Annotated in this window: 20 protein-coding genes and 4 pseudogenes; 8 read left to right on the top strand and 16 right to left on the bottom strand. The window is 69.5% G+C overall.

Going from position 1 to position 25016, the window contains the following annotated elements:
- Positions 1–104 precede the first annotated feature (104 nt).
- Positions 105–668: pseudogene (locus DMB42_RS01825) on the bottom strand (serine hydrolase); the annotation flags it as partial.
- Between the two features lie 686 nt (positions 669–1354).
- On the bottom strand, positions 1355–2158 hold the full coding sequence (locus tag DMB42_RS01830) for an SDR family NAD(P)-dependent oxidoreductase (protein WP_221761972.1): 804 nt from the start codon (positions 2156–2158) through the stop codon (positions 1355–1357).
- 168 nt (positions 2159–2326) lie between these two features.
- On the opposite strand from DMB42_RS01830, the gene DMB42_RS01835 reads away from it, so the two are divergent.
- Positions 2327–2863, top strand: coding sequence for a helix-turn-helix domain-containing protein (locus DMB42_RS01835; protein WP_125629919.1), 537 nt, complete (start codon positions 2327–2329; stop codon positions 2861–2863).
- A gap of 366 nt (positions 2864–3229) precedes the next feature.
- Here the strand turns inward: DMB42_RS01835 and DMB42_RS01840 are convergent, their stop codons facing one another.
- Positions 3230–4192 (bottom strand): VOC family protein, encoded by a 963-nt coding sequence (locus DMB42_RS01840; RefSeq protein WP_125629921.1) that lies wholly within the window; start codon positions 4190–4192, stop codon positions 3230–3232.
- A gap of 87 nt (positions 4193–4279) precedes the next feature.
- Here DMB42_RS01840 and DMB42_RS01845 point away from each other — a divergent pair, with 87 nt between their 5' ends.
- Positions 4280–4981: a TetR family transcriptional regulator gene (locus DMB42_RS01845; protein ID WP_125629923.1), complete on the top strand. Its 702-nt coding sequence runs from the start codon at positions 4280–4282 to the stop codon at positions 4979–4981.
- A gap of 110 nt (positions 4982–5091) precedes the next feature.
- Here the strand turns inward: DMB42_RS01845 and DMB42_RS01850 are convergent, their stop codons facing one another.
- The 5 genes from DMB42_RS01850 to DMB42_RS01870 are packed head-to-tail and all read right to left on the bottom strand — an operon-like array spanning position 5092 to position 10092.
- Positions 5092–6336: an SGNH/GDSL hydrolase family protein gene (locus tag DMB42_RS01850; RefSeq protein ID WP_125629925.1), complete on the bottom strand. Its 1245-nt coding sequence runs from the start codon at positions 6334–6336 to the stop codon at positions 5092–5094.
- A gap of 18 nt (positions 6337–6354) precedes the next feature.
- Entirely contained in the window at positions 6355–7191 is an 837-nt protein-coding gene (locus DMB42_RS01855; protein ID WP_125629927.1) for an NAD(P)H-binding protein, read from the bottom strand.
- Positions 7179–8378 (bottom strand): aminotransferase class V-fold PLP-dependent enzyme, encoded by a 1200-nt coding sequence (locus tag DMB42_RS01860; RefSeq protein WP_312024715.1) that lies wholly within the window; start codon positions 8376–8378, stop codon positions 7179–7181. The genes DMB42_RS01855 and DMB42_RS01860 overlap by 13 nt, the downstream gene beginning before the upstream one ends.
- Before the next feature lie 11 nt (positions 8379–8389).
- Positions 8390–9802 (bottom strand): aminopeptidase P family protein, encoded by a 1413-nt coding sequence (locus DMB42_RS01865; protein ID WP_125629931.1) that lies wholly within the window; start codon positions 9800–9802, stop codon positions 8390–8392.
- Complete coding sequence (locus DMB42_RS01870; RefSeq protein ID WP_125629933.1) at positions 9799–10092, bottom strand: DUF2218 domain-containing protein; 294 nt, start codon at positions 10090–10092, stop codon at positions 9799–9801. Before DMB42_RS01870 ends, DMB42_RS01865 begins: the two co-directional genes overlap by 4 nt.
- 105 nt (positions 10093–10197) lie before the next feature.
- Here DMB42_RS01870 and DMB42_RS01875 point away from each other — a divergent pair, with 105 nt between their 5' ends.
- Positions 10198–10725 carry a transcriptional regulator gene (locus DMB42_RS01875; protein WP_125629935.1) on the top strand — a complete coding sequence of 176 codons (528 nt, stop codon included), beginning with the start codon at positions 10198–10200 and terminating at the stop codon, positions 10723–10725.
- Positions 10726–11219: 494 nt separating this feature from the next.
- Here the strand turns inward: DMB42_RS01875 and DMB42_RS01880 are convergent, their stop codons facing one another.
- Both DMB42_RS01880 and DMB42_RS01885 read right to left on the bottom strand, forming a co-directional pair.
- Entirely contained in the window at positions 11220–11921 is a 702-nt protein-coding gene (locus DMB42_RS01880; protein WP_125629937.1) for a response regulator transcription factor, read from the bottom strand.
- Positions 11918–13150: a sensor histidine kinase gene (locus tag DMB42_RS01885; protein WP_125629939.1), complete on the bottom strand. Its 1233-nt coding sequence runs from the start codon at positions 13148–13150 to the stop codon at positions 11918–11920. The genes DMB42_RS01880 and DMB42_RS01885 overlap by 4 nt, the downstream gene beginning before the upstream one ends.
- Positions 13151–13434: 284 nt before the next feature.
- Between DMB42_RS01885 and DMB42_RS01890 the strand changes: the two genes are divergently transcribed.
- Positions 13435–14940, top strand: coding sequence for an alpha/beta hydrolase (locus tag DMB42_RS01890; protein ID WP_125629941.1), 1506 nt, complete (start codon positions 13435–13437; stop codon positions 14938–14940).
- Positions 14941–16131: 1191 nt separating this feature from the next.
- Here the strand turns inward: DMB42_RS01890 and DMB42_RS01895 are convergent.
- From DMB42_RS01895 to DMB42_RS01905, 3 genes are all read right to left on the bottom strand, one after another.
- On the bottom strand, positions 16132–16785 hold the full coding sequence (locus DMB42_RS01895; protein WP_125629943.1) for a DUF998 domain-containing protein: 654 nt from the start codon (positions 16783–16785) through the stop codon (positions 16132–16134).
- A 152-nt stretch (positions 16786–16937) separates the two neighbouring features.
- Complete coding sequence (locus tag DMB42_RS01900; protein WP_125629945.1) at positions 16938–18083, bottom strand: FAD-dependent monooxygenase; 1146 nt, start codon at positions 18081–18083, stop codon at positions 16938–16940.
- Positions 18084–18099: 16 nt separating this feature from the next.
- Positions 18100–19104: a reductase gene (locus DMB42_RS01905; RefSeq protein WP_125629947.1), complete on the bottom strand. Its 1005-nt coding sequence runs from the start codon at positions 19102–19104 to the stop codon at positions 18100–18102.
- 366 nt (positions 19105–19470) lie between these two features.
- On the opposite strand from DMB42_RS01905, the gene DMB42_RS01910 reads away from it, so the two are divergent.
- Complete coding sequence (locus tag DMB42_RS01910; RefSeq protein ID WP_221761973.1) at positions 19471–19929, top strand: GbsR/MarR family transcriptional regulator; 459 nt, start codon at positions 19471–19473, stop codon at positions 19927–19929.
- A 128-nt stretch (positions 19930–20057) separates the two neighbouring features.
- Here the strand turns inward: DMB42_RS01910 and DMB42_RS01915 are convergent.
- Both DMB42_RS01915 and DMB42_RS01920 read right to left on the bottom strand, forming a co-directional pair.
- Positions 20058–21343, bottom strand: a pseudogene (locus DMB42_RS01915) (ArsB/NhaD family transporter).
- Positions 21344–21345: 2 nt separating this feature from the next.
- The gene (locus DMB42_RS01920) at positions 21346–21789 is read right to left on the bottom strand and encodes a CBS domain-containing protein (RefSeq protein WP_125629949.1); all 444 of its coding nucleotides are present in this window, start codon (positions 21787–21789) and stop codon (positions 21346–21348) included.
- Between the two features lie 260 nt (positions 21790–22049).
- Between DMB42_RS01920 and DMB42_RS01925 the strand changes: the two genes are divergently transcribed.
- From DMB42_RS01925 to DMB42_RS01935, 3 genes and pseudogenes are all read left to right on the top strand, one after another.
- Entirely contained in the window at positions 22050–23261 is a 1212-nt protein-coding gene (locus DMB42_RS01925; RefSeq protein ID WP_125629951.1) for a sodium:proton antiporter, read from the top strand.
- A gap of 44 nt (positions 23262–23305) precedes the next feature.
- Positions 23306–24494: pseudogene (locus tag DMB42_RS01930) on the top strand (TrkH family potassium uptake protein).
- A pseudogene (locus DMB42_RS01935) lies at positions 24487–24612 on the top strand (NAD-binding protein); the annotation flags it as partial. The pseudogenes DMB42_RS01930 and DMB42_RS01935, both read left to right, overlap by 8 nt.
- A gap of 94 nt (positions 24613–24706) precedes the next feature.
- Here the strand turns inward: DMB42_RS01935 and DMB42_RS01940 are convergent.
- Complete coding sequence (locus DMB42_RS01940) at positions 24707–24961, bottom strand: transposase (RefSeq protein WP_125629953.1); 255 nt, start codon at positions 24959–24961, stop codon at positions 24707–24709.
- Positions 24962–25016: the final 55 nt, after the last annotated feature.

Here is a 25016-nt window from a genome sequence, read left to right on the forward strand (position 1 = left end):
AGCCGCGGTGGTTTTTGCACAAGTCATCCCCCAGGTCGTTACGATCACCCGATCCAAGAACTCGCTGATCGACAGCCGGTTGACACAGGGTTGACGGCAAAACCTCAGCGGCCTCGCCAGAGCCGGCCCTCCCAGGTCTTGATCGCCTGAGCGGCGTCGTAGAGCTCGTCATGAAAGGCGTCGAAGTCGGGCGAGCCGGACTCCTCGCGCCTGTTGAAGGTCGCGCACAGCACGATCCCGTTGTGGGTCCTGCTCAGCACGGCGAAGGCCCCGGGCATCGAACCCGCATGCCACAGGTTGAGCGCGCTGCCCACGGATCGGACGAACCAGCCGCCGCTGTACCAGGATCCGCTCTCGAACGCGCCGGTCTCCGCCCAGCCACCTGAGGAGTCGCAGCTCGCGTAATTGGTGCCGCCGTAGGGGTACGGCACGACCTTTCCGGACTCGTCGAGCACGGTCGTGGTGGTGTACTTGGACAGATAGGGCACCTCGCCGGTGCCCGGGTTGGTGGTCAGTCTCGGCCGGGTCACGCCCAGCGGGGCCATCACCTTGTTCTTGACCCACGTCGCGTAGTCAAGGCCCGATACCTTCTCGATGATCCGGCCCAGCAGCAGGAAGTTGTAGTTGTTGTAGGAGTAGCGGGCGCCGGGGTCGTGGTCGAGCGGGCGGCTGGTGGCGTAAGCGCTGCCTCCGTGTGGTGGTCATACACCGCCTTGGGCAAGCGCCTCAGCGCCAAGGAACTCGCAGCCAAGGCACTACGGGGCTCCAAACGTTGGACCCCTGCCCGTATGCAGGCGTTCGCCAACCTCATCGACCTCCCCTTTGACGAGGCCGTCGACAAACCGGACACCGAGGTGCGCCTGCGAGGTCCGTTGGTGTGGAGCGTCGGAGTCGTGGCTGCGGACGCATCCCGTGCACAACCCTGGGTCAGTCTGCCCGCCAACGGCGTTCTTTCGCTTGGGGTAGTGAGGTGCGAGGCCATCGGGATCTTCCTGATCGAGAACTCAGATACCTTCGAAAGGATCTGCACACAGACCGCATTGAGCGACAGCTGGCTGCTGATCTGGAGCAAGGGCTACTCGAGCACGGGCTTGGCCGAACTTCTGCGATCTTTCTCTGAACTGCAGCTAGGACATTGCCGACTGGCACGGCACCGCCCGACGCGCCAGGCAGCGCCATATCCGTGCCGCCGGCGAGTTGCGTCCTCAGGTGGCCTTCCACTCGATGATCCGGAAGCCGGCCCCCGTCTCGGGGCCGGCGAACGCGCCGAGCCTGCCCCCGCCGGTCCTGTGACCGCGCCCCCACCGCACCCCACCGCGCTCGCCGCCCGGCGTACGTCCTGGCGAGCCTGAGCTCAGTCGACGATCGCGCCGCTGGTCAGATTGGCGATCGTCCCGGTCATGGCCCCCGCTCGATCCGAAGCCAGGAACGCGGCCGTCTCCGCGATCTCGGAGAGCGTCGGAAGCCTCTTGAGCAGCGTCCCCTGCGCCATCGCCCCGCCTTCGAGCATCTCCTGGACCGACTGCCCGGCCGCTGCCGCGGTGTGCTCGAAGAGCTCCTTGGTGTAGGAACCGGCTGCCGGCGCGTCGACGACAGCGTGGGGACGGATGCCGATGACCCGGACGTTGCCGGGCGCCAGCTCCGCGGCCAGAACCCGGGAGAACGCCTCCTTGCCGGCCGCACTCACGGCGTGCCCCAGGATGCCGCCTACGGCCAGTTTGGCACCCGGCTCCGACAGCGTCAGGATCACACCGGTACGCTCGCCCCCCATGTGCCGGGCGACGGCCTTGCTGGTGATGAACAGCGTCCGCAAGAAGCCGTCGATCGGCCGCATGAATTCTTCCAGCGACAGATCCGCCAGCGAAGTCCCCTGGTCGTGCTGGACGCTCACGGCGTTGACGGCGATGTCGAGGCCGCCGGCCGTCGCCGCGACCGCGTCGGCGTGCTTCTCGACCGCCTCCTGGTCGAGCACGTCGACCTGGGCGGTCTCGACCTTTCCGCCCGCGGCGGCGATGTCACGCGCCACGGCGTCGAGCTTCGCCCGTGTCCGTCCGGCGATGAAGACCCTCGCGCCCTCCCGGGCGAAGACCCGTGCAATGGCGCCGCCGATGGCGCCGCCGCCTCCGTAGATCACAGCGCTCTTGTCCTTGAGCAGCAATCCGCTCATCGGTGACCTCCACATGATTGTTCTTCCGAATGGACAGGCGGGCTCCCTGGCCGCGGCCATGCCGCCGTCCGGCACATGAGAGCCCACTTGCGTGATGCAAGCGAGGTTAGAGGGGTAGTCTTGCATGACGCAAGTGCTCCTCTGGGAGGTGGGGTCGTCATGCTGGGCAAGACCTACGACACGCAGGTGTGCTCGGCCGCCAGGGCACTGGAGGTCATCGGCGAGCGATGGAGCCTGCTGATCGTGCGCGACGTGTTGTTCGCCGGGGCGACCCGGTTCGCCGACTTCCAGCGCCTGGGCATCGCGACCAACATCCTGGCCAAACGCCTGGACAGCCTGGTCGACGCGGGCGTCCTCGAACGCCGGTCGAGCAAGGAACACCCCGATCGGAGCGGCTATGCCGCGACCCGGAAGGGACTCGACCTGGCACCCGTGATCATCGCGCTGACGCAGTGGGGTGATCGATGGGCGGCGCCCGGCGGCCCGCCCATTCTGTACCGGCACACCGGTTGCGATGGGGCGATCACCGAGCAGACCACCTGCGACACCTGCGGGGAGGTCACCGACCTCGCGCAGATCCACGTCGTCCACGGCCCCGGCTTCCCCGAGGCCCTCATGATCGCGCGAAAGAATCGCCCGAAGGTCGCCGACCTGCGACAACACTCCGCTCTCGGAGATGAGGCCTCAGCCCGGTAGGCGGGATCCCGCGCACTGCGACGGCTGATGGCCGTGTTGATCGCCATGCCGATCGCCGCTTCGTCGTCGGACTCGATGACGCGCGGGCGCTGTATGAAGGCTGCGGGCGGCGATGGCGATGGTGGTGGTGGCCGCGTCGGCGGCGCGGCGGGCGAGCTCAGCGAGCGCGGGCTCCCAGCCGCTCGGCGGCGCGTCGTCGGGGTCACTGGCCGCGTCGGGACGGCCAGCGCACCTGGCCGATACCCCCGACGCCGGGCGGACCCGCCCCCAAGGAACTCGGCGCTGGGGTGGCTCTCATCCCGTTGACGTCTCTACGCGACAGCCTCCCCGGAGGATCGTCATGAGCCTCATCGTGCGGAGGTTGCCTCAGTCATCCTGGCGAAAGATGATCGCGGCGCCCAGGGCGGCGTTGGCGGGCACGAACATCTCTCCGGTACCGGTGTGGGTGACCGGGATGTCGTTGTCGCGCAGGAGCCTCTCGGTGGCGGCGATGTCGCGTACGGACACTGTGTAGGCGACGAACGCCGGCAGGGCCGCCGGGCGTTCACCTGGCAGCAGGCCGGCGAGCGCCGATGCGGCCACGACGGTGATGTTCGCCCGGTCGAAACGTGTCACTTGGCCATCCCGTGCCTGGCCGAAGTAGGTGCCGTAGCGGTGCTCAAGCTCGGGCAATGCCGAGTCGGCGACGCACAGCACACATTCGACCAGCCCGGTGGCGCCGTTGGGATGGTCGGTGTGCTGCTCGTCGTCCAGTGCCTCGACTGGAGTGTTCTCGGCGAATCCGATCCTGCCTTCCGGCACACGTCCGGCGGGCAGATGGGGATGGGAGATCTCCAGGTAGCGGGCGGGCTCCATCTTGGTCCCGATGCTGGTCTCGACGGGTCGCTGGATGGCGTGCACGCCACCGTGGCCAACGTCAGCGGCGGTCAGCCGCGCGGCGACGCTGTCGATGTCCGGCGTATCGGCGAGCATGATGTGAAGGCCCTGGAAACGCTGGAGCAAGGACGTGATGGTGGCGGCGGTGGCGCGGATGGCCGCCCTCAGCCCTGGCAGCTTGTCGTCAGGCGCCTGCAGCGGGACGGGGCGGGCTTCGCCGGGCATGCGGCCGGTGTCGTCGATGACGGCTACCAGTTCGATGAAGTTGCGCGGGAAGTACACATGGGTGTTGGCCACTCCGCACGGTTCGGCGGGGCCTCCCGGGACGCGCGGGAGGACGGGATAGGCAGGCGCCGACACGGTGAAGCCGAGCCGGCGGTATCGCTCCATCGCCTGGTTCATGTCCTGCACGATATGCCCGACGTGATGCAGACCGTTGATGTCGTCGCCCATCACGGACCCCTCCGTATCTGAAAAATTCGATAGTAGACTCTCTTTTGAGAGTACACTGCCATTTGATTGGGCGATAGCATTTGCCGCATGAGTGACAGCGGGCTACGCGAACGCAAGAAAGCCAGGACCCGGGAGGCGATCCTGTGCGAAGCGTTCAGGCTCTTCCGTGAGCGCGGCTACAACGCCACCACCGTCGAGCAGATCGCCGCGGCCGCCGAGATCTCCCCCGCGACCTTCTTCCGCTACTTTCCGACGAAGGAACACCTGGTCGCGCTCGATCGCTTTCCGCCTCTCGTCGAGGCCCTGGCCGCCCAGCCGCCGGGCCCACCGGTCGCCGTGCTACGCGGCGCATTCCGCACGGCGTTCGCCGCCCTGTCCGCCGAGGAGATCGCCGCGGGACACGCACGAGAGGTGTTCGCGGCCACCGTGCCCGAACTGCTGGTGGCCAACCTGCGCAAGGGTCCGGGCGTGATCCGCGAGGTCGGCGAAAACGTGGCGGACAAGGCCGGATGTGCCGCGGACGACCCGCGGATACGTAACGCCATCGGTGCTGTCGTCGGGATCGTGGCCATGGTCTGGCTCCAATGGGCACAAGATCCCGATATGGACGGGCCCGCCGAGATCGACACGGCCCTGGCGCACCTGGAGTCCGGCCTGGGTCTACAGGGCGACCGCTCGGGTCCGCCCGTTGGCTTGCCTGAGGCTGTTTCCACTCCACTGGAGGCAGGTCTCACCCAGACCCTCGCGTACCTACCTCTGCCAGAGCCTGTACGGAGTTCGGATCTCTAGACTGGCCGGAGCCTTCGGATCCATATGACGGCCCCGCGTAAATGCAGGCCGGCAAGATAGCTGTCGGGTGTCTTGTCGAACCGCGGCGCGTGACCGGCGGAGCCACGGTCCTACAGTGCGTTCAGGTCGATGGCCTCGGCCATCGCGTTCAGGCCCGCGTCGTTCGGGTGGAGCCAGTCGCCCTCTTGGCCGTCGCGGACGTTGAACTCCGGGCGCAGCCGGTCGGGGTCGCCTGGGGCGACGAGGGCGCGTTCGAAGTCGGCCACGGCGTCGTACTCACCGCCGGTCCTGATCCAGGTGTTGACCTGGTCGCGGACCTGCTCCAGACCGTACGGCTCAGCCGTACCGTCGGGGTAGAGCCACGGGTTGCCCTTGAACGGCATGATGGTGCCACCGACGACGCGGATCCCCCGGGCGTGGGCGCGCCGGATCAACTCGCGGTGTCCCGCGATGATCTGACCAGCGGTGACATCAGGGTCACGATAGGTGATGTCATTGATGCCCTCCATCACGATCACCGTCCGCACACCCGGCTTGTCGAGCACGTCCCGCTGGAAGCGGGCGAGGGCGCGTTCGCCGAAGAGCGGGTGGTCGTAGAGGACCCGGTTGCCGGAGATCCCGCTGTTCAGGACGGTCAGCCGGGTGCCGGAGGCGACTAGGCGCTCGGCGAGCTGGTCGGGGTAGCGGTTGTCAGCGTCCAGGGTGGAGCCCGTGCCGTCGGTGACCGAGTCGCCGAAGGTCACCACCGCGCCGCGGGCTGAGGCGCCGAGCACGTCGACGCCGCTGAGGAAGTACCACGACTGGGTGGTGTCGGTGAAGGCGGTGCCGCGCGGGTCGAACCGGTGGTCGCCGGACGCCCGGTAGCTGGTGGCCGAGGAGATGTCGTGGAAGGTGGCGGGTCCGGTCGCGCCATGGAAGTAGAGGGTGACGGCCAGCCGGTCGAGCACCTGTAGCTGGAGCGGGATCGGGTCGCTGACCAGCTCCTGGCCGGCCTTGACCACGACGGCCGCGCGCCGGGAGAAGGTGACGGCGCGCAGAGTGTCAGGACGTACGGCGGCGCCGGTCGCGGCCTTGGCGATCGTCGCCCCGTTCACGGTGAGAGGCGCGGTGCCGTACCGGTTGGAGATGGTGATGCGGAGCGCGGCTCCCGGCCCGGTGACGCGGAGCACCTGACGGACAGAGTGGCGTTCGAAGCCCTGCTCCGACCAGTTGGACGACCACGGCAGCCCGCCCGGTGAGGGCTGCTGGAGGGCTGCCGCCCAGGCGCCCGTCCAGCGGGGCTGCGTCGTACCGCCTTGGGCGGGGACGGCGGTGAAGGCGAGGATGAGCGCGGCCAGGGTCTTGGTGAACAGCATGAGTGGAGGATCCTTGGGTCAGAAGTCGATGGCGTGGTCGGCGGCCCACTGCGCGTAGGTGCGGGCGGGGTGGCCGGTGATCCGCTCGACGGTGTCGTTGACGTCGGCGGGCTTGCCGACGCAGGCCGCCATCAGCTCGAACAACGCGCCGAGGAAGGCCGGATCCATGAAGGCGCTCATCTGCTCCAGCACCGGCGCGGGGTCGAGGTCTTCGACGGTGAGCGGGCGGCCGAGAGCCTGGCCGAGGATGGCGACCTGGTCGGCTTGGGTGAGCGACTCCGGCCCGGTCAGGTGGTAGGTCTGCCCGGCGTGGCCGGGGCGGGTCAGCGTCGCGACCGCGTCGTCGGCGACGTCCAATTCGTGGATGGCGCTGAAGGCGGCCTTGGTGTACGGCGCGCGGATCACGTCGCCGCCGGCGAGCTGCATCGCGAAGGTCAGCGAGTTGATCGCCGGGAAGAGCAGCCGCAGGATCGTCCACTCCAGGCCGGACTCGCGTATGGCCCGCTCCACGTCGCCGTGGTACTGGGCGATCACATCCGGCTGCGCGCCTGCGCCGTCGACCACCGCGCCCGAGGACAGGAAGACGATCCGGCTCACCCCGGCTTCGCGGGCGGCGGCCAGCAGCGGCGCCGGGTTCATGCCGTACTGCAGGACCAGCAGGAGGGCGCTCACTCCGTCGAGCGCGGCTGGGAGGGTTTGGGGCTTGGTCAGATCGGCCTGGGCCAGTTCGACGCCCTGCGGCAGGGCGGCTCGTTCGGGCGTGCGGGTCAGGGCGCGGACGGGGTGGCCCGCGGCGTGCACCATTTCGACGGCTTGTCGGCCGAAGTGGGCGGTGGCGCCGGTTATGAGGTACATCGAGGGCTCCGAATATCAGAACGGAAGTTCCGACGCTGCAAGGCGGCGCAGAGCGCGTCGACCTCCTCGTCGGTGTTGTAGTAGTGCACCGACGCCCGCACCACGGCGGCCAGGCCACGCTCGCCCAGGTCGTAGCGGGCGGACGTGACCGCGGACACGCTGGTGTTGATCCCGGCCGCGCTCAGGCGGCGGTGCACGTCGGCGGCGGACTCGCCGTCGACGGTGAAGGTGACGATCCCGCACAGCCGCTGCCCCCGGTCCTGGACGGTCACCCGAGGCAGCTCCCCCAGCCGCCGCCGCAGCCGGGCGGCCAACGCGGTGACGCGCTCCGCGATCGCCTCGACGCCCCAGCTCAGGGCGTAGTCCACCGCGACGCCGAGGCCGATCTTGGCCGCGTAGTTGGCCTCCCAGTTCTCGAACCTGCGCGCGCCTGAACGGATCTCGTAGGTGTCCTGGCCGGTCCAGGTGGCAGCGTGCAGGTCGAGGAAGGGCGGTTCCAAGGTGTCGGCGAGCCGCTTGGAGACGTAGAGGAAACCCGTGCCGCGCGGCCCGCGCAGGAACTTGCGGCCGGTGGCCGACAGCAGGTCGCAGCCGAGCTTCCGCACATCGACCGGGAGTTGCCCGACGGACTGACAGGCGTCGAGCAGGAACGGTACGCCCGCGGCGCGGGTCAGCCGGCCGATCTCGGCCGCGGGGTTGACCAGTCCGCTCTGGGTCGGGACGTGGGTGACAGCCACGAGCTTGACGTCGGCGGCGAGCCGCCGCTCCAGGTCGCGCACCGACAACTGGCCGTGCTCGTCGTCGTCGACCACCTCGACCCGAGCGCCGGTACGGCTCGCGACCTGCAGGAAGGCGATCACGTTGCTGGCGTATTCGGCGCGGGAGGTCAGGATCCTGTCCCCCGATCCGAAGCGCAGCGCGTAGAAGGCCATGTCCCAGGCGCGGGTGGCGTTCTCGACCACGGCGATCTCGCCCGGCAGGCAGCCGATCAGCCGGGAGATCGCCTCGTAGACCGCGTTCACCTGCGGAGCCGCGACGGCGGCGGCTTCGTATCCCCCGAGCCGCCCCTCCAGCCGCAGGTGTCCGATGACGGCGTCGAGCACCGGGGCCGGAGCGAGCGCCGCACCGGCGTTGTTGAGGTGCACCACCTCGGCGCATCCCGGGGTGTCGAGGCGGGCACGTGCCACATCCAGGAGACTCACGGCAGTCGAGGTCCCGCCTGGCGCTGGGCGGCGAGCCAGTTCTCCACCTCGTCGGCCCGGCTGGGCAGCGCGCCGGACAGGTTGACCGCGCCTTCCGCGGTGACCAGGATGTCGTCCTCCACCCGGATCCCGATCCCGCGGAGCTCGGCGGGAACCAGATCGTCCTCCGGCTGGAAGTACAGCCCGGGCTCGACGGTCAACACGTTGCCCGCGCCGAGCTCGCCCCCGCGATAGCGCTCGGGCCGGGCGTTGGCGCAGTCGTGCACGTCGGTGCCCAGCATGTGGCCGAACCCGTGCAGCGTCCACCGCCAGTAGTGCATCGACGCCGGGTCCATCGCCTCGTCGGCGCTCACCTTGAGCACCCCGAGCTCGACCAGGCCCTCGGCGAGCGCCCGCATGCAGGTCAGATGGACGTCGGCGAACTTCACCCCCGGTTTGACCGCTGCAATACCGGCCTGCTGGGCGGCGTGGACGATGTCGTAGACCTCGCGCTGGAGCGGGGTGAAGACACCGGAGACCGGCAGGGTGCGGGTGATGTCGGCGGTGTAGAGCTGATGGCCTTCCACTCCCATGTCCATGAGCAACAACTCGCCGGGCGCGGTGAAGCCGTCGTTGCGCTTCCAGCACAGGATCGTGGCGTGCGCTCCGGCGCAGACGATCGAGCCGTAACCGACGTCGTTGCCGTCGTGCCGGGCGCGCAGCCCGAAGACGCCTTCGATCAGCCGCTCGGACACACCCCGGTCGGCGGGCAGCACCCGGGCGACGTCCTCGAACCCCCGGATGGTGGCGTCGACCGCCTCCTGGAGCCGGCGGATCTCCCACTCGTCCTTGACGAGCTTGAGTTCGGCGATCGCCGCCGAGAGCGCCCGGTCACGGACGTCGTCGGCGGGCACGGCCGCGTCGACCCTGGCGTCGAGCCCGCGCAGCACCCGGGTGCGCCCTGGCACGCATCGCGCCAGGGCGGCGTCGGCGCCGGCCAGCGGGGCGGTGTCGACACCGAGCTCGGTCGTCTTCTCATCGAGCGTACGGCGGCGCCCGGCCCACAGCTCGCCGGCCCGGTCGCGGAAGAACTCGTCCGTCTCCCGCGAGGAGCGCTGGTGGGTGTAGAGCAGAGCGTCACCGCCCGGTCGCAGGACCAGCACACCGTCGGGGTCGTGGTCGCCGGTGATGTAGGAGAAGTCGCTTCCCGGGCGGAAGCGGTAGAGGGTGGCGTTGGCGCGGATCTTGGCAGGTCCGGTGGGGATGACCAGCGTCTCCCCGGGAAAAGCGCGCGACAGTTCGGCGCGGCGGCGCGCGTAGTGCGGCACGCCCGGTTGGGGACGCACGTCCAGCGGCTGGTCGAGCCAGGCCGCGCGCATGAACTCCAGGAGCCTGGGCGGGAAGTCGGGGTCGTGGGCGGCCTTGGTCATCGCCGGCTCCCGGTCCAGTCGACGTGGAGTTCTTCGTGAGCGGCGAAGCGCAGGAGATGCCTGGTGACGACGTCCTGGACGCCGCCCAGCGCGTCGAGGTCTGCGGCCTCGACGACCAGGACGAGCACCCCCTGACTCGACCGCAGAGAGCAGGCGCCGGAGCGGAAGGTGATCGTCGCGCATCCCGAGCCGGTGTGCTCGGCGGCGGCCTTGTGGCCCAGATGGGAGACGAGCTGTTTGGCGTACCGCTCGGGGCGGTCGGTCGCGACGTGTGCCGTGGACCGAAGCATGCACCCTCCAAGTGTTTAGATATGTCGACGCTTTAGGCGCTCGGCAGTCTGCCAACGTCTCGCGCGATTTGTCAAAAGCGTCGACGGTCCTCGACACTTGACCCCATGACCGATGAGCAGCTCCTCTCTCTGCGCTCATCCGCGCAGTACAAGGCGCTCGGGCACCCGATGCGCCACCGCATGGTGAACCTGCTGCGCCAGCGCCCGGCCACCCTCAGCGAGCTGACCACCGCGCTCGACTCCACCAAGGGCACGGTCGGCTACCACGTGCTGGTCCTGCGCGAGGCCGGGCTCGTCCGCCTCGCGAGCACCCGCCAGGTGCGTGGCGGCACCGAGCAGCGCTTCGAACTCGTCAACCGCGGCTTCCAGCTCGACGAGGAGACCGGCGCCAGATTCCTGCACGACGCGGCCCTGGCCGAGATGTCACCCGTACGACCGGGCGACCCCGGCCACACCGTGCTGCACCACGTCTGGCTCACCCCGGAAGAAGCCCGCACACTGGCAGGACGGATCGAAGACTACGAACACGGTCAGCGCCTCAACCCCGAACACGGCACCGAGGCCTACGGACTGCTCCTCAGCCTCTACCGCGCCGACATCCCCCTCCTGCCACCGGCAGGTCACCCCACTTGACAACACGTCGACCGGCCAACGGGGCGACAAGCTGCCGCCATTCCTCAGCGGAGGACGACATTCCCCGTCCCGCCGGCGCGCCGCCGGTTCACAGGTCGTCTACGCGAGTGAACGTCAGTTCGGCGTCCGAGCAGGCATCGGTGAGGTCGGTGATCGCCTCCTTCTCGGCGGCGTCGATGAAAAGGCCCCACCGCAGTTTCACCGTCACGCACTCGCCCAGGTAGCGGCAATAAGCGCCCTGGTAGGGAGGAGCTATTCATTGGCGTCGTTTCACCGCCGAAGCCTCAGGGGTGTCCCTGCCGTCAGCGCGTGAAGATCGCACGGGTCGTAGCTCGCCTGGGGGGCGGGAAGCCGTAGGGAAGTGCCTCACTTGAGGGGGGCCGGGCGGTGGCGCGGAGGTGTTGCGCCGGGCCACCGTGGTGCTGGAGACCGAGGTCGTCGACACGATGCCGGAGATCCCGGCCGGTGCTCCCGAACCGGTGAGTTGCTGGGCATCAGGTGCGGTCTCCGGCTCCAGGGACGATCAAGCCGGTCTCGTATGCGATGACAACGGCTTGGGCGCGGCTGGACAGCTTGAGCTTGGTCATGAGGCGGCCCAGGTGGGATTTGACGGTGGCCTCGGCGATGTTCAGGCGGGTGGCGATCTGCTGGTTGGTCAGGCCCTGGCCGACCAGGTGGAGCACGGCGGTTTCCTGGCTGGTGAGCCGGGCGAGTTCCTCGGGCCGGCGCCGGTTGGGTTCGGGCGCGGTGACGAAATGGTGGACCAGGCGCCGGGTGACGCTGGGCGCCAGCAGCACCTCGCCGCGGGCGACCGTGGCGATCGCGGCCAGCATCTGGTCGGCGGGGGTGTCCTTGAGCAGAAATCCCGAGGCGCCGGCGCGCAGGGCGGAGAAGACGTGTTCGTCCAGGTCGAAGGTGGTCAGGATGAGGATCTTCGGTGCCGGGTCGGCGGCGTGGGCGAGGATGTGGCGCGTGGCGGCGACGCCGTCCAGGTTGGGCATGCGGATGTCCATCAAGATGACATCCGGGGCGGTCGCCGCGGCCTGGGCGATGGCTTCGTGGCCGTCGGCGGCCTCGCCGACGACCGCGAGAGCGGCGTCGGTGCGGAGGAGGGCGACCAGGCCCGCACGGACCAGGGCCTGGTCGTCGACGACCAGGACGCGGATGGTCCCGCGGTCGGTGTCGGGGCCGGTCATCGGGGTGCCCCGGGTCGTGGTGCGCTCTGCTGCAGGTGGGCCGTGGCGAAAGCGGGCTCGGCGAGTGGTGAGGCGGGCAGGTGCGCGGTCACGGTGAAGCCGCCGTCCGTACGTGGGCCGGCGGTGAGGGTGCCGCCGTAGAGGGTGGCTCGTTCGCGCATGCCGATCAGGCCGTGCCCGTCGGCGCTGTGCCCGGTGGTGGCCGGGCCGTTGTTGCCGACCTGCAGCGTGACCGCGGCGGGCTGGTAGGTCAGGGTAAGGGTCACGTCGGCGTGTGGGGCGTGTTTGAGCACGTTGGTCAATGATTCCTGGGTGATGCGGTACAGGCACCGGTCCACGCCGGGCGGCAGCGGGCGTACCTGACCGGAGGTTTCCCGCCGGATCGACAGGCCGGACAGGCGGGAGCGTTCCAGCAGCGTGTCCAACTGGGCCAGCCCCGGCTGCGGGACGTAGGAGTCCTCGCCGGTGTCGGACGTGAGGCGCAGGACCGACAGCATGTTCCGGAGTTCGGCCAGTGCCTCGCGGGTGGTGGCGGCGATCGCGGTGAATGCTTCGCGTGCGGCGTCGGGCTCGGTGTCGATCAGGCGGCCGCCGGCACCGGACTGGATCGAGACGACCGACAGGTGGTGGGCGACCACGTCGTGCAGTTCCCTGGCGATGCGCACGCGTTCTTCGGCGACCGCTCGCAGGGCTTTCTCTTCGCGTTCGATCTCCAGGTGGCGGGCGTGCTCGATGAGGTCCTGGTGGCGCAGCCGGCGGCTGCGCACCCCCTCTCCGATGGCCCAGGCCGCGCCGAGCTGAAGCGCGTTCTCGACCAGGCTTTTGACGATCGCGAAGGTCAGCCCGGACCTGATGAGGTCGGGAACGAGGATGCCCGCCATCAACACCAGGGCCAGGACGCCGTCGCGGTAGCCCTCCCGGCGGTAGGCCGCGACGGTGTAGAGGCTGACCAGCACCGGCGGGGCCTGGAATCCGTTGGGGTAGCCGGCCAGGCCGCAGCCGATCAGGCCCGCTGTGATCACCGCAAGGACGAGGATGGGGTGGCGCCTGCGCAGCACCAGCGGCGCGCTGGTGAGCACCGCCAGCAGGTACGCCAGCACGACCGGGTCATGGGCGGACAAGGCGGCCTGCGTCACCGCCAGCGCGGTCGACACACCGGCCAGCAGGCTGTCGGCGACCATCACCGGCAAGCCGCGCCACCAGCGGCCCCATCGTCGCACCACGTTCATGAGACGAAGGTAGCCGCCAGCGTGACCCGCTTTGTCCTCCTTTGGGAGGAGTCGTCGTTAGGGCAGCGGTTGCAGAGAAGCGGGCGGTTGGTGTGCCGGTGGCAGGGCCCGGATCGACCTTCCGCACGATGTCCAGGGGCTGCTCAGGCCCCTAGTTTTGGATACAGCCGGTGATCAATGATCAACAGGGTGCACCCCTGAGACCGGACACATCATTACCGGAGCGTCGAAATTCGACGCGTGCTGGATCCGCAGGAAACAACCCCTTCACCAAGGAATGATGCATGCTCCTCATCAAGAGTGGAACGGCTGCCGCAGTAGTACTCACGGCCGGAATCGGATTGGGCGCCGCCGGACCGGCGCAGGCGGCCACCCCCCTGGACCGCTTCCACCATCAGACGATCACCTGGCGCGCCTGCGCAACCGGACCCGGCGATCAGATGGGCGAACAGATGGACGCCGCCGGTGCTCGATGCGCCACCGTTCTGGTCCCGATGGACTACCGCAGACCGCAGGGGCGGACCCTCTCCATCGCGCTCTCCCGGATCAAGGCCACCGATTCCTCCCGGCGCCGCGGCGTCTTGCTGCTCAACCCCGGCGGGCCGGGAGGCGCCGGGCTCTCGATGACGCTCCTGGGCAAGGAGATGCCCGAGGTCGCGGCCCGTTACGACCTGGTGGGCATGGACCCCCGATTCGTCGGCCGCAGCACACCGATCAGCTGCCGGTGGCAGACCGACACCTTCCTCCGCTCGGCGGGACCCGACCGGCGTACCTTCGATGAGGGGGTGCGCCTCGCCGAACAGTTGGCGGCGGGCTGCGCCAAGGGCAATCTCCAGACCCTGCCGTACGCCACGACCAGGAACACCGCACGCGACATGGACGTGATCCGGGTCGCGCTCGGCGAGCAGAAGCTGTCCTACCTCGGCTACTCCTACGGCACCTACCTGGGTGCGACCTACCTGCAGATGTTCGGCTCGCGGGCCGACCGGGTGGTGCTCGACAGCGCCGTCGACCCGCGGGTGTACGGCCCGCGCATGTTCTCACGCGCCGCCCCCGCGATCGACGCCGCGCTGCGGCGCTGGGCGTCCTGGACCGCATCACATGACAAGGAGTACGGGCTGGGCGGGACACGTGACGCCGTCCTGGCGACTGTAGAGAAGATCAACCGGCATCCCGTGAAGATCGGCGGATACCGCGTCGATGCCCATGTCGTGCCGTACTGGCTGTTCGCACGCCTCTACAGCGACGGCCCGCAGTCCTATGCCGTCCTCGCCGAGGAGGCGCGGGCGCTGAGCCGCGGCGGCGAGACACCGCCGCCCGCCTCGCTGAAGGAATTCCTCGACGGCCTGTTCACCGGTGCCGGAGAGGCCTCGGACCGGGCGGGCACGGCGATCCTGTGCGGTGACCGGGCCGCACCCCGCGACCCGGCGACCTACTACCGCGACATCCAGCGGCACCGCACCGCCGAACCACTGTTCGGACCGCTCGTCCGCAACATCACCCCGTGCGCGTTCTGGCCGGTCAAGCCGCTTGAAGCGCCCACGAGGATCGGCAACTCCGTACCGGCGTTGATCGTCGGCGCGGCCGGCGACCCCGCGACGCCCTATCCGGGCCAGCAGGCCATGCACCGGGCGCTGACCGGCTCCCGCATGATCACATTGAACGGCGCCTTCCGCCACGGCGTCTACCTCGCGGCGGGCAACGCCTGCGTCGACACCAAGGTCACCAGCTACCTGGTCGACGGTGTCCTGCCCGGAAAGGACGTCACCTGCGGCCGCCCGGCCGTCTGACACGTTCGCGCCCCACCACCAGCCGTCCCGGCCGCAACCGGGCCTCGAAGCTGGAGATTCACGCTGACCTCGCTGAACCGGCTGCACGAGATCCCTCGCGCCGTCGTGGACGACGTCGCGCCCTGGGGTCCAGCGACGGCGGTGCGCAAGATCCGCGCCGGGACCGACGCGCACCCCGATCGCGGCCGTGATCGACTCGTTGGGGAAGCCTTCCACGCCGGCGCCGCATGGGTGAACTCCAACGCCCCCGACCGGCTCCTGGCCAATCCGTTCCTGCCGGTCCTCGGCCTGGCGGACGGCAACCACGCCAACATTGCGCCTGCCGATAACTACATCCGCCCAGGTCATGACTCAGCACGGGCTTCGCGTGGCGTGCGCGTACCCCGGTCACCCCAGCAGATGGAAGCGCGTACGGGGAGATGATCCGCTGTACTCCTTCCCCCGGCGCGCCTCACCGTACGAACGCGTTCGCCGTACTGCGGTTGCTCTCCGTGGGCCTCGAGGCAAGGACAGTCCTGCGTCGCCAGGTCACCGTCCTTGAACGCCGGCTCGGCGCTGACACCGATGCAGCCCGCCGAAGCGCCTGCTCACCCTCGAATGACCATCCCCGCTGGTGCTTCCGAGGGCGCAGCAGTCACCACTGATCGGCGAATCTGGCACATCAACATCTCGTACGTCCCGATCAGCGTGAAGGACGGCCAGGCGGTAGTGGACGGAGCGATCACAGTCGGGTCGGCCATGGCCACGTTCGTACCGGAACTCGCCAGGCAGCCGATCACCAACAGAAACCACGCAAGCACCTCGGCGCAACCATCGTGCCTGCTGGCAAACACCTCAGCACGAGCCTTGGATGATCACGCAGCCATGCGAAACCGCAGTTAGAAGCTCTGCAGATTCCGCGCGTACCCCTCCGAGGCACCACACCTGATCTTCGGCAAGCACACCTAGCTCCCTTGACCCGCGGTCAAGAGGGTTAGGCCCCGCGATCTGTCCGAGTTTGTCCCCATCTGGTCCCCAGGGGAACACGGAAAGGCCGTTCTCGAATTCTCGAGAACGGCCTTTGACCTGCGGTTTCTCGCAAGTCGGGACGACAGGATTTGAACCTGCGACCCCTTGACCCCCAGCACAGGGAGTCGGCTGTTTCCGCACGTCACACGCGTAAGGATGGACCGGCCGATCGGGATCTCCACCTCACACCTCTCTGAGGGCGTTCCGGCGGAGCAGGCGGGCGGCGGCGACGGTGATCCAGGCGAAGCCGACCACCAGGGCGGCGTGTTCGAGCAGCCCGGCCGGCGCCGGCCGGACCACGCCTTGTGCATCCAGGCGGAAGGCGACCCCTGCGGCGATGGCGAAGGTGATGACAAGAGCCCCGGACCAGCGCGAGTAGACCGTCCACCCTCGGCTACCGCCGTGCGGGCCCCTCGCCGGCACGAGCGGCATGGCTGCAAGAGCGACGAACAGCACCAGGCCGGCCAGCCCGTGGATGCGGCCGGCGGTGGTGACCACCTCGGCTCGGCCTGGTGGATAGCCGAGGGCCGGATCAGTGGGGACGATCCCCGCCACGACCGCCGCCAGACCGCAGACCACCAGAAGGAACGTCGCCCATACGGCGGCCCGGCCAGGAGGAAGAGCACGGCGCAGCCCGGCGGCGAAGGCGAGCAGCAGGAGCCCGCCGATCACGAAGTTGGCTGTTTGCAGCCAGCCACGTTCGCCGGTGCCGAGCTGGCTGGCGCCGTTGTGCCAGAGGCTGTAGCCGGGCCGGGTGGCACCGTCGATCAGGAGCAGCGCTGGGATGAGTACGCCTGCAGCGACGCCGCAGCCGAGAAGGATCATGGTCAGGCGCATGGGGAACTGGCCTCCTAGCTCCGCGATCGGAGGATCGCGGGCCGACCAGGCTTCCCGGCTCACCGACGTTCGCGCCCCGTCTCGGGGCACGTTCCTGCAGACGCCTGGAATGTAGCATCTGACCGCTTACCCGGCCAGATGCGTCACAAGGCTCAGCCCTTGATGAAGCGGCGGGTCATGTACCGGCGCACCGGTGGCAGGGACGCCAGCCGCAGCGGAAGCAGGCTCAGCCACAGCACCAGGGGGTTAGCCGGGGCGTAGACGCCTTTGACCCGGCGGCCGAGCTTCTGCTTGCGTTCGGCTTCGGGGCGGATGGCGGCCTCCCAGGCGGCCAACGCGGTGGGGATGTCTCCCGGGTGGGCGGCCAGTTCGGTGCCGAGCCGGTCGGCGCCACCGACGGCCAGCGAGGAGCCGTAACCGGCGAACAGGGTGACGCACCAGGCGGCGTCGCCGAGCAACACCACCCGGCCCTTGCTCCACGCTGGGGCGACGACCTGGCTGATGGTGTCGAAGTAGACCGAGTCGGCCCGCGCAAGGCCGGCGAGGGCTTCGGGGATGACCCAGCCGAGGTCGCCGTAGACGCGTCCCAGCTGGGTGGCGACGTCCTCGTCCGGGCGGGCGTGGTCGGTGCGGTAGCCGAAGAAGGCGACGTTGCGGCCGTCGCCGACGCTGATGACCGCCGCGGTACGACCGTTGGATGACAAGGTGCCGGTCGCGCCGGGTGCGATGGTGGCGGGCCGCCGGTCCAGCATGAAGACGGCGACCTTGTGCTCCAGGTCGAGCAGGAAGTCCTCCTCCGGGCCGAACAGCAGAGCGCGCGTGGCCGAGTGCAGGCCGTCGGCGCCGATCAACAGGTCGGCCTCCACGACCGAGCTGTCGCTCAGGGTGACGCGGACGGCGTGGTCGTCCTGGTCGACGTGGGTGAGGGTGGTGCCGAAGCGGATCTCGGTGTGGTCGCGGACCTTGTCGTACAGGACAGCTTCGAGGTCGCCGCGCAGGATGGTGATCGAGCGCGGCCCGGTGGTGGCGGCGATGGTGGCACGATCGAGTGCGAAGCGGCGGGAGCCGTCGCTCTTGTGGTAGACGAGCTCGGTGGTGTCGAAGCCCTTGGCTCGCAGGTCGGGCAGGATGCCCATGCGTTCTGCGGCGTCGTAGCCGATGCCGCCGAAGGTGACCGCGTAGCCGCCGCCGCGGCGGGCCGGGGCGCGTTCGACGATGAGGGCGTCCCAGCCGATCTGGTGCAGGCGCAGGGCGGTGGCCAGGCCGGCGATGCCGGCTCCGATGATGATGGCGCGCATGATGGGGGTGCTTCCTTCAGTGGGAGAGCTGGTCGAGCAGCCGCTGTTCCGCGGCGGCGTCCAGCCAGGTGTCGGGGGAAGGTGCGTCGGCGCGGGGTGCCGGGTCGCCTTCGGTCTGGAGCCAGGCCCAGGTGTCGGCGAGGGTCTCGCGCAGCGGGCGGGTGGTGAGCCCTTCGGCCAGGGCGGCGCTGACGTCGGCGTCGTGCATGCCGCTCGGTACGCCGCCGTCAGGCAGTCGTAGCCCGAACTCCATGCCGAGCGGCAGGCCGTGCTGCAGGAGCAGCTCCGGCGGTGTCCACACCAGTTCGGTGTCGAAGCCGGTGACCTCCAGCACCGTGGCGAGCAGGTCGCCGAGGGTGGTCGCGCCCGGCGGGCCGGTCACGGTGAAGGCCCCGTTCAGGCCGCGTTCGGCCGAGCGCAGCATCCAGGCGGCCAGGTCCCGGACGTCGAGATACTGCAGGGGTGTCCGGGCGGGAGCGGGGGCCAGGACGCGCCCGCCCTTCTCCAGGCGGCGCAGCCACCACGGGATGCGCCCGACGTCCTCGTACGGGCCGAGGATCATGCCCGCCCTGGCCAGCAGCGCCCTCCCTTCGAAGGATTCCAGGACGGCGAGTTCGCCGCCGCGCTTGGCCGCGGCATAGTCGGCGTCGTCGGCGCCGGCGGGGTCGCCGTCGACCAGGGGCGCCTGCTCGTCGGCGCCCGCAGGCCAGGGCCAGCGGTGCACGCCGCGGCTGGAGACGTACCCGTAGTGCCCGGCCCGGCCGGACAGCAGGCGGGCGCTGTCACGCACCACCGAGGGCGCCCAGGCCCAAGTGTCGACGACCGCGTCCCACTCCCCGCCGCCCAGCGCTTGCCGTACGGACTCGGGGTCGGTGCGGTCGGCGAGCAGCGCCCGCACGCCGGGCGCGGGACCGCGGCTGAGTCCGCGGTTGAGTGTGCTCACCTCGTCGCCGCGCTCCAGCGCGGCCTCAACGATGGCGCGGCCCACGTGGTGGGTGCCGCCGAGGACGAGTAGTTTCACGATGCTCCTGGAGTGAGGGGCAGCCAGAGGACTGACGGGTGCTGGTGGCCGAGGAAGATCTCGTCCTCAGAGGGGCGCAGGCTCGTACCGGTCGCGAGCAGCTCGCCGGCGCCAGGGTGATGGCCGTGCCGGCAGCCGCTTCGAAGCGTTGCCTCTGCCATGGGGCTTCGGTGACGTAGGGCCGTGCACACGGCTGAGGAAGGCATCGGGGCATCTCCTGGGGTCGGCAATGCTGCTCGCCGACCAGGCTTCCCGGCACACCATCGTGTCCTCTGGGGAGAGGCCGATGTGACGACTGTATCGAACTTTCAGAAATTACTGAAGAGTGAGTGTGTTCGATAGCCTGCCCTCTGAGAAGGAGGCACCTTGAACGACAGGTCTGAACAGTGGCAGGCGGCGGAACGACTGGCCCTGACCTTGATCGAGGGCGGGCTCCAGCGCATGCCGGCTCGCACGCTCGCGGTATTCCTGTTCACCGACCAGGACAGCGTCACTGCGGGCGAGATCGCCGAACGACTTGAGGCCAGCGCGGGATCGGTCTCCGGCGCCATCAAGTCCCTGCTGACCGTCGGACTGATCGAACGCCTGCCCGCCCCCGGCAGCCGCCGTGACCACTACCGACTCCGTGACGACGCCTGGGCCACCCTGTTCACCGGTCAGAACACCGTCATCCAGGCCATGCTCCAGGCCGCGGCCGCCGGAATCGCCGCCACCGATGAGGGGGACCCCGCTCGGCGGCGCCTGGCGCAGATGCACTCCTTCTATGAATTCCTGCTCGGTGAACTCCCCGCCCTGCTGCACCGCTGGCACCACCAGAGCGGCTGACCTCACCGAAGACCCATCAAGCGGTCAACCAGTTGGGCCAGGGCAGGCATCCGACCGCGCCTTGCTCAACACCGTGCGGCCGGTCACCGGGCCGATGTGTACGCGACGACGGTTGAGCACTCTCATCGTCACACCAGGTAGCGCAGCCACAGATAGGGCGCCACCAGGGCGACAGTCACAGAGGTGACGATCAGGCCGTACTTGGTGAACTGCCAGAAGCTGATCGGGGTGCCGTTGCGGGCGGCGATGCCGAGAACGACGACGTTGGCGGCGGCGCCCACGGCCGTGGCGTTGCTGCCGAGGTCGGCGCCGAAGGCCAGCGCCCACCACAGCACCTGGCCGGCCCCGTTGCCCCCTTCGGCTTGCACCAGTTGTTCCACGATCGGGCTCATCGTGGCGACGTAGGGAATGTTGTCCACGATGGCCGACACCACCGCCGAACCGCCCAGCAGCCCCATGGTGGTCAGCTCGGGCCTGCCGGCGGTCGCCGCGACCGCGGTCTGCGACAGCTGTCCGATGACGCCGGTCTCGACCAGGGCGCCGACCATGACGAACAGCCCGGCGAAGAACACCAGCGTCGGCCATTCCACCTCGGCGATGGCCTGCTCGGCGCGTACCTTCGTGGCGGCCACCAGCACGCCGGCGCCGAGCAGCGCGACCACCGACGGCTCGTAATGCAGCACCGGGTGCAGCACGAACGCAGCCATCACCAGGCCCAGCACGGCCGGCGACTGCCACAGCAGCCGCCGGTCGGCGATCGCCTCCCGCTCGTCCAGCGCCATGACCTGTTCGGCACGCTCGAGGTCATAGCGGAACGACCGGCCGAACAGCAGCCGGCACAGGGCGACGAACACCACCATCAGCATGACGATCACCGGCGCCATGTGGACGAGGAAGTCGTTGAAGCTCAAGCCGCCGCGGCTGGCGATGATGATGTTGGGCGGATCGCCGACCAGCTGGCGGCGCCGCCGATGTTGGACGCCATCGCCTCGGCGATCAGGAACGGCACCGGGCTGACCGCCAGCCGCTCGCACACCAGGAACGTCACCGGGGCGATCAGCAGCACCGTGGTGACATTGTCCAGCAGCGCCGAGGCGACAGCGGTGATCAGCACCAGCAGGACCATCAGCCGGAACGGCCGGCCCCGGGCGCGTTTGGCGGCCCAGATCGCCAGGTACTCGAAGACGCCGGTCTCCTTGAGCACGCCGACGATGACCATCATGCCGAGCAGCAGGAAGATGACGTTCCAGTCGATGCCGGTGTGCTCGGAGAAGAACGCGGCTTTCGCGTTGGTGGCGTGGATCAGGAGCATGATCCCGGCGCCGCCGAGCGCCGCCGCGACCCGGTGGACCTTCTCGGTGGCGATCAGCGCATATGCGGCCAGGAACGCCGCCACGCTCACCCAGGCGAGCATGCTCACGCGGCGAGCACCCGGTCCAGCAGCCCCTGCAGCGTCACCGCGCCCAGCAGCCGCCCGTCGTCCACCACCGCCACCAGCGGGCTGCGGGTGCGCGCCATCAAGGAGGCGAGTTCCAGCACGGTGGCGTCAGGATCGGTGACCGGCAGCTCGCGCGGCCGCTCCGGCAGCGCCTCACGCACGGTGCGGCCGTCCAGCTCGCGCAGGAACGCGTCGGCGTGTCCCTCGTCCACCACCCGGGCCAGGGCGGGATCGTCCAGGCAGTAGCCGGGCACCGCCAGCCGCAGCACCTGCGTGCCGGGCAGGATGGTGAACGGCGTGCCGTCGTCCCCGACAACGATGAGGCCGGGCAGATCCCGGTCGACGAGCAGGCGGGCCGCGTCGATCACCGGGGAATCGAGCGCGACCACGGGGAAGTCGGCAAGCAGGTCTCGGGCGCGCACCAGCACATCCTTTGCGTCAACGGGACAAGGACCTGCCGACCAGACTCCCGGCGCACCTGCACTCAACGTATCAGGACCGGCATAGACACAGTTGGCCGGCAGCTTCTTTCTCGGACCGCCGTCAAGAACCCGTACGTGCGCGTCGCCAACGCCGCTGTTAAGGTAATCGCCGGTGTGCCGGGAAGTCTGGTCGGCAACGTTCTTGACGACGATTCGACCGGAGACCCAGCAGCCATGATCTTCCTCCCTAGGCGTGCCTGATGGGCACCCTACTGACCGCGTTCGCGGGCCTGCTCCTGCTGGCGGTGCTGCTGTCCAGCCTGGCCCACCGCACCGTCCTGTCCACGGCGGCGCTGTTCCTTGTGGCCGGGTTCGTGCTCGGCGACGGGGTGCTCGGCGTGGTCTCGCTCAAGCCGGGTGACGAGCTGGTGGCGACGCTGGCCGAGCTGGCGCTGTTCGCGGTGCTGTTCACCGACGGCATGCGGGTGGGCTGGGCCGAGCTGCGCAGCGCGTGGCGGCTGCCCGGCCGGGCGCTCGGCTGGGGCCTGCCGCTCACCCTGGTCATCACCGCCGCCGGCGCGCACTACCTGCTCGGGCTGGGCTGGGTCGAGTCGCTGCTGATCGGCGCGATCCTGGCGCCCACCGACCCGGTGTTCGCCGCCGCCCTGGTCGGCAACGAGAAGGTGCCGCCCCGGCTGCGGCAGCTGCTCAACGTCGAGTCCGGTGTCAACGACGGGCTCGCGCTGCCGTTCGTGATCCTGTTCCTGGCGATCGCCTCGGGCTCGGCCGACCTGCACCTCGGCGAGCTGGGGCTGGAGGTCGGCCTCGGCGTGCTCATCGGCGTGGCGATCCCGTGGGCGGCGATCAAGCTGGAGCAGACCCGCTGGTTCGCCGCCTCCACCGCCTACGAGCCGCTCAACGCCCTGGCCATCGGGCTGCTCGTGCTGGCCGTGGGCAAGGCCACGCACGGCAACCTGTTCCTGGCCGCGTTCTCCGCGGGCATCACCGTCGCCACCTTCGGGCAGCGGCAGCGCGAATCGTTCGAGCACTTCGGCGAGCTCATCGCGGAGATCTTCAAGCTGGCGGCGTTGCTGGTGTTCGGGGCGCTCATCACGCCGTCGCTGCTGGGCTCGGTGGGCTGGCAGGGGTGGCTGTTCGCGATCCTGGCGCTGGCGGTGGCGCGGCCGGTGGCGATCTGGCTGTCGTTCCTGCGTTCCGGGCTGACGGTGCGCGAGCAGGCGGCGGTGGCGTGGTTCGGCCCGAAGGGGTTCGCGTCCGTGGTGTACGGGCTGCTCGTGCTCGCCTCCGGGATCGCCGCCGCGCAGCAGGTGTTCCAGATCGTCGCCGTCACCATCGTGGCCTCGATCCTGCTCCACTCCTCCACCGACATCGTGGTGGCCCGCGGTTTCGACGACGAGCACGACGTCCCGGCCTGGTTCGGCCGCCTGCGCAAACGTGAACAGACCCCGTGAGACAGCCATATGGACTCCTCGGCCGCTTCCAGCACCCGGCCCAGGTGATCGTCACCGGCTTCGCAGCCGTGGCCCTGATCGGCACCGCCCTGCTCGCCTCGCCGATCGCCACCGAGTCGGGTGAGTCGGCGGGCTGGCTGACCGCCCTGTTCACCGCGACGTCCGCGGTGTGTGTCACCGGTCTGGTGGTCGTGGACACCGCCACCCACTGGTCGGCGTTCGGCGAGTGGGTGATCGCCGGACTGATCCAGGTCGGCGGGCTGGGCATCATGACCCTGGCCACGCTGTTCACCGTCCTGGTGACCGGACGCCTCGGCCTTCGGGCCAGGATCTTCGCCCAGGCCGAGACCAAGACCCTGCACATGACCGACGTCCGGCACGTGGTCCGCAAGGTGGTCCTCTTCAGTCTGGTCTGCGAGGCCATCGCGGCGCTGGTCCTGACCGGCCGGTTCCTTCACCGACCCGTGGATCTGCCTGACCATCGCGATCGCGGTGATCGTGGGCGGGCTCGGCTTCCCGGTGGCGTTCGAGCTGCTGCGCAGCTGGCGCAGGCCCGGACGCTGGTCGGTACTGACCAGGATCACCGTCGGCGTCACCGGGGTTCTGCTGGTCGGCGGCACGCTGGTGTTCCTGGCCACCGAATGGCGCAACCCTAGGACGCTCGGCGCGCTCGACGACTCGGGCAAGCTGCTGGCCGGGTTCTTCACCGCAGTCATGCCGCGTACCGCGGGCTTCAACAGTCTCGACCTCGCCGAGATGTACCCCACCAGCTGGCTGGCCACCGACCTGCTGATGTTCATCGGCGGCGGGAGCGCCGGCACCGCGGGCGGCATCAAGGTCACCACCTTCGGCCTGCTGGCCTTCGTCATCTGGGCGGAGATGCGCGGCGAGCGCGAGGTGCACGTCGGCCATCGCCGCCTCACGGACGCGGTCCAGCGTCAGGCCATCTCGATCAGCCTCGTCAGCATCGCGCTGGTCGCGGTGTCGACGTACGTGCTGCTCGCGTTGACGCCGCACAGCCTGGACCGGGTGTTGTTCGAGGTCGTCTCGGCCTTCGGCACCGCCGGCCTGTCGACCGGCATCACCGCGGACGTGACACCGGCCGGGCAGATGCTGCTGACGCTGCTCATGTTCATCGGCAGAACCGGCCCGCTCACCCTGGGTTCCGCCCTGGCGCTGAAGGACCGCGTCCGCCACTACCAACTGCCCGAGGAGAGGGTCATCGTTGGCTGACAAGAACAACGATCCGGTCGTGGTGATCGGGCTTGGACGGTTCGGCAGCTCGCTGGCCCTCGAACTGACCCGGCGCGGCACCGAGGTGCTGGCCATCGACAACCACCCCAAGCGCGTTTGCGGCCGTTGACCTTCTTGCCCGCGTCGTAGCCCCGACTGGCACGCCCGACGGTGTCGGCGCCCTTGACGCTCTGGGAGTCGATGATGCCGGCCTACGGTTGATCGGCGCGACCGGCCTGGCGGCGGGCCTTGACGCGCAGCTCGGCCAGCAGCGTCTCGGTGACGCCGGCCTGTTCCCACTGCTGGAAGTACCAGTACACAGTCTGCCAGGGCGGCAGGTCGGTGGGCAGGTACCGCCACGGGCAACCTGAGCGCACCACATACCGGATCGCGTTCACGATCTCCCGGCGTGGGTGCTTCTCCGGACCCCCGCCGGTGTTCGACTCGGGCAGTAAGGACTCGATCATCCGACTGTAGGCGCTTACAGCACGCGTCCTGCCAGATGCCCCATCTCTCCGACAG

The sequence above is a fragment of the Nonomuraea sp. WAC 01424 genome, from assembly GCF_003947315.1.
GTDB lineage: Bacteria > Actinomycetota > Actinomycetes > Streptosporangiales > Streptosporangiaceae > Nonomuraea > Nonomuraea spiralis.

Excerpts from the sequence above, each read along its gene's own strand:
- DMB42_RS01875 (WP_125629935.1), top strand. The coding sequence starts at position 10,198 with ATGACCGATGAGCAGCTCCTCTCTCTGCGCTCATCCGCGCAGTACAAG.
- DMB42_RS01865 (WP_125629931.1), bottom strand. The coding sequence starts at position 9,802 with ATGACCAAGGCCGCCCACGACCCCGACTTCCCGCCCAGGCTCCTGGAG.
- DMB42_RS01850 (WP_125629925.1), bottom strand. The coding sequence starts at position 6,336 with ATGCTGTTCACCAAGACCCTGGCCGCGCTCATCCTCGCCTTCACCGCC.
- DMB42_RS01900 (WP_125629945.1), bottom strand. The coding sequence starts at position 18,083 with ATGCGCGCCATCATCATCGGAGCCGGCATCGCCGGCCTGGCCACCGCC.
- DMB42_RS01835 (WP_125629919.1), top strand. The coding sequence starts at position 2,327 with ATGCTGGGCAAGACCTACGACACGCAGGTGTGCTCGGCCGCCAGGGCA.
- DMB42_RS01890 (WP_125629941.1), top strand. The coding sequence starts at position 13,435 with ATGCTCCTCATCAAGAGTGGAACGGCTGCCGCAGTAGTACTCACGGCC.
- DMB42_RS01845 (WP_125629923.1), top strand. The coding sequence starts at position 4,280 with ATGAGTGACAGCGGGCTACGCGAACGCAAGAAAGCCAGGACCCGGGAG.
- DMB42_RS01940 (WP_125629953.1), bottom strand. The coding sequence starts at position 24,961 with ATGATCGAGTCCTTACTGCCCGAGTCGAACACCGGCGGGGGTCCGGAG.
- DMB42_RS01840 (WP_125629921.1), bottom strand. The coding sequence starts at position 4,192 with ATGGGCGACGACATCAACGGTCTGCATCACGTCGGGCATATCGTGCAG.
- DMB42_RS01895 (WP_125629943.1), bottom strand. The coding sequence starts at position 16,785 with ATGCGCCTGACCATGATCCTTCTCGGCTGCGGCGTCGCTGCAGGCGTA.
- DMB42_RS01855 (WP_125629927.1), bottom strand. The coding sequence starts at position 7,191 with ATGTACCTCATAACCGGCGCCACCGCCCACTTCGGCCGACAAGCCGTC.
- DMB42_RS01870 (WP_125629933.1), bottom strand. The coding sequence starts at position 10,092 with ATGCTTCGGTCCACGGCACACGTCGCGACCGACCGCCCCGAGCGGTAC.
- DMB42_RS01885 (WP_125629939.1), bottom strand. The coding sequence starts at position 13,150 with ATGAACGTGGTGCGACGATGGGGCCGCTGGTGGCGCGGCTTGCCGGTG.
- DMB42_RS01880 (WP_125629937.1), bottom strand. The coding sequence starts at position 11,921 with ATGACCGGCCCCGACACCGACCGCGGGACCATCCGCGTCCTGGTCGTC.
- DMB42_RS01925 (WP_125629951.1), top strand. The coding sequence starts at position 22,050 with ATGGGCACCCTACTGACCGCGTTCGCGGGCCTGCTCCTGCTGGCGGTG.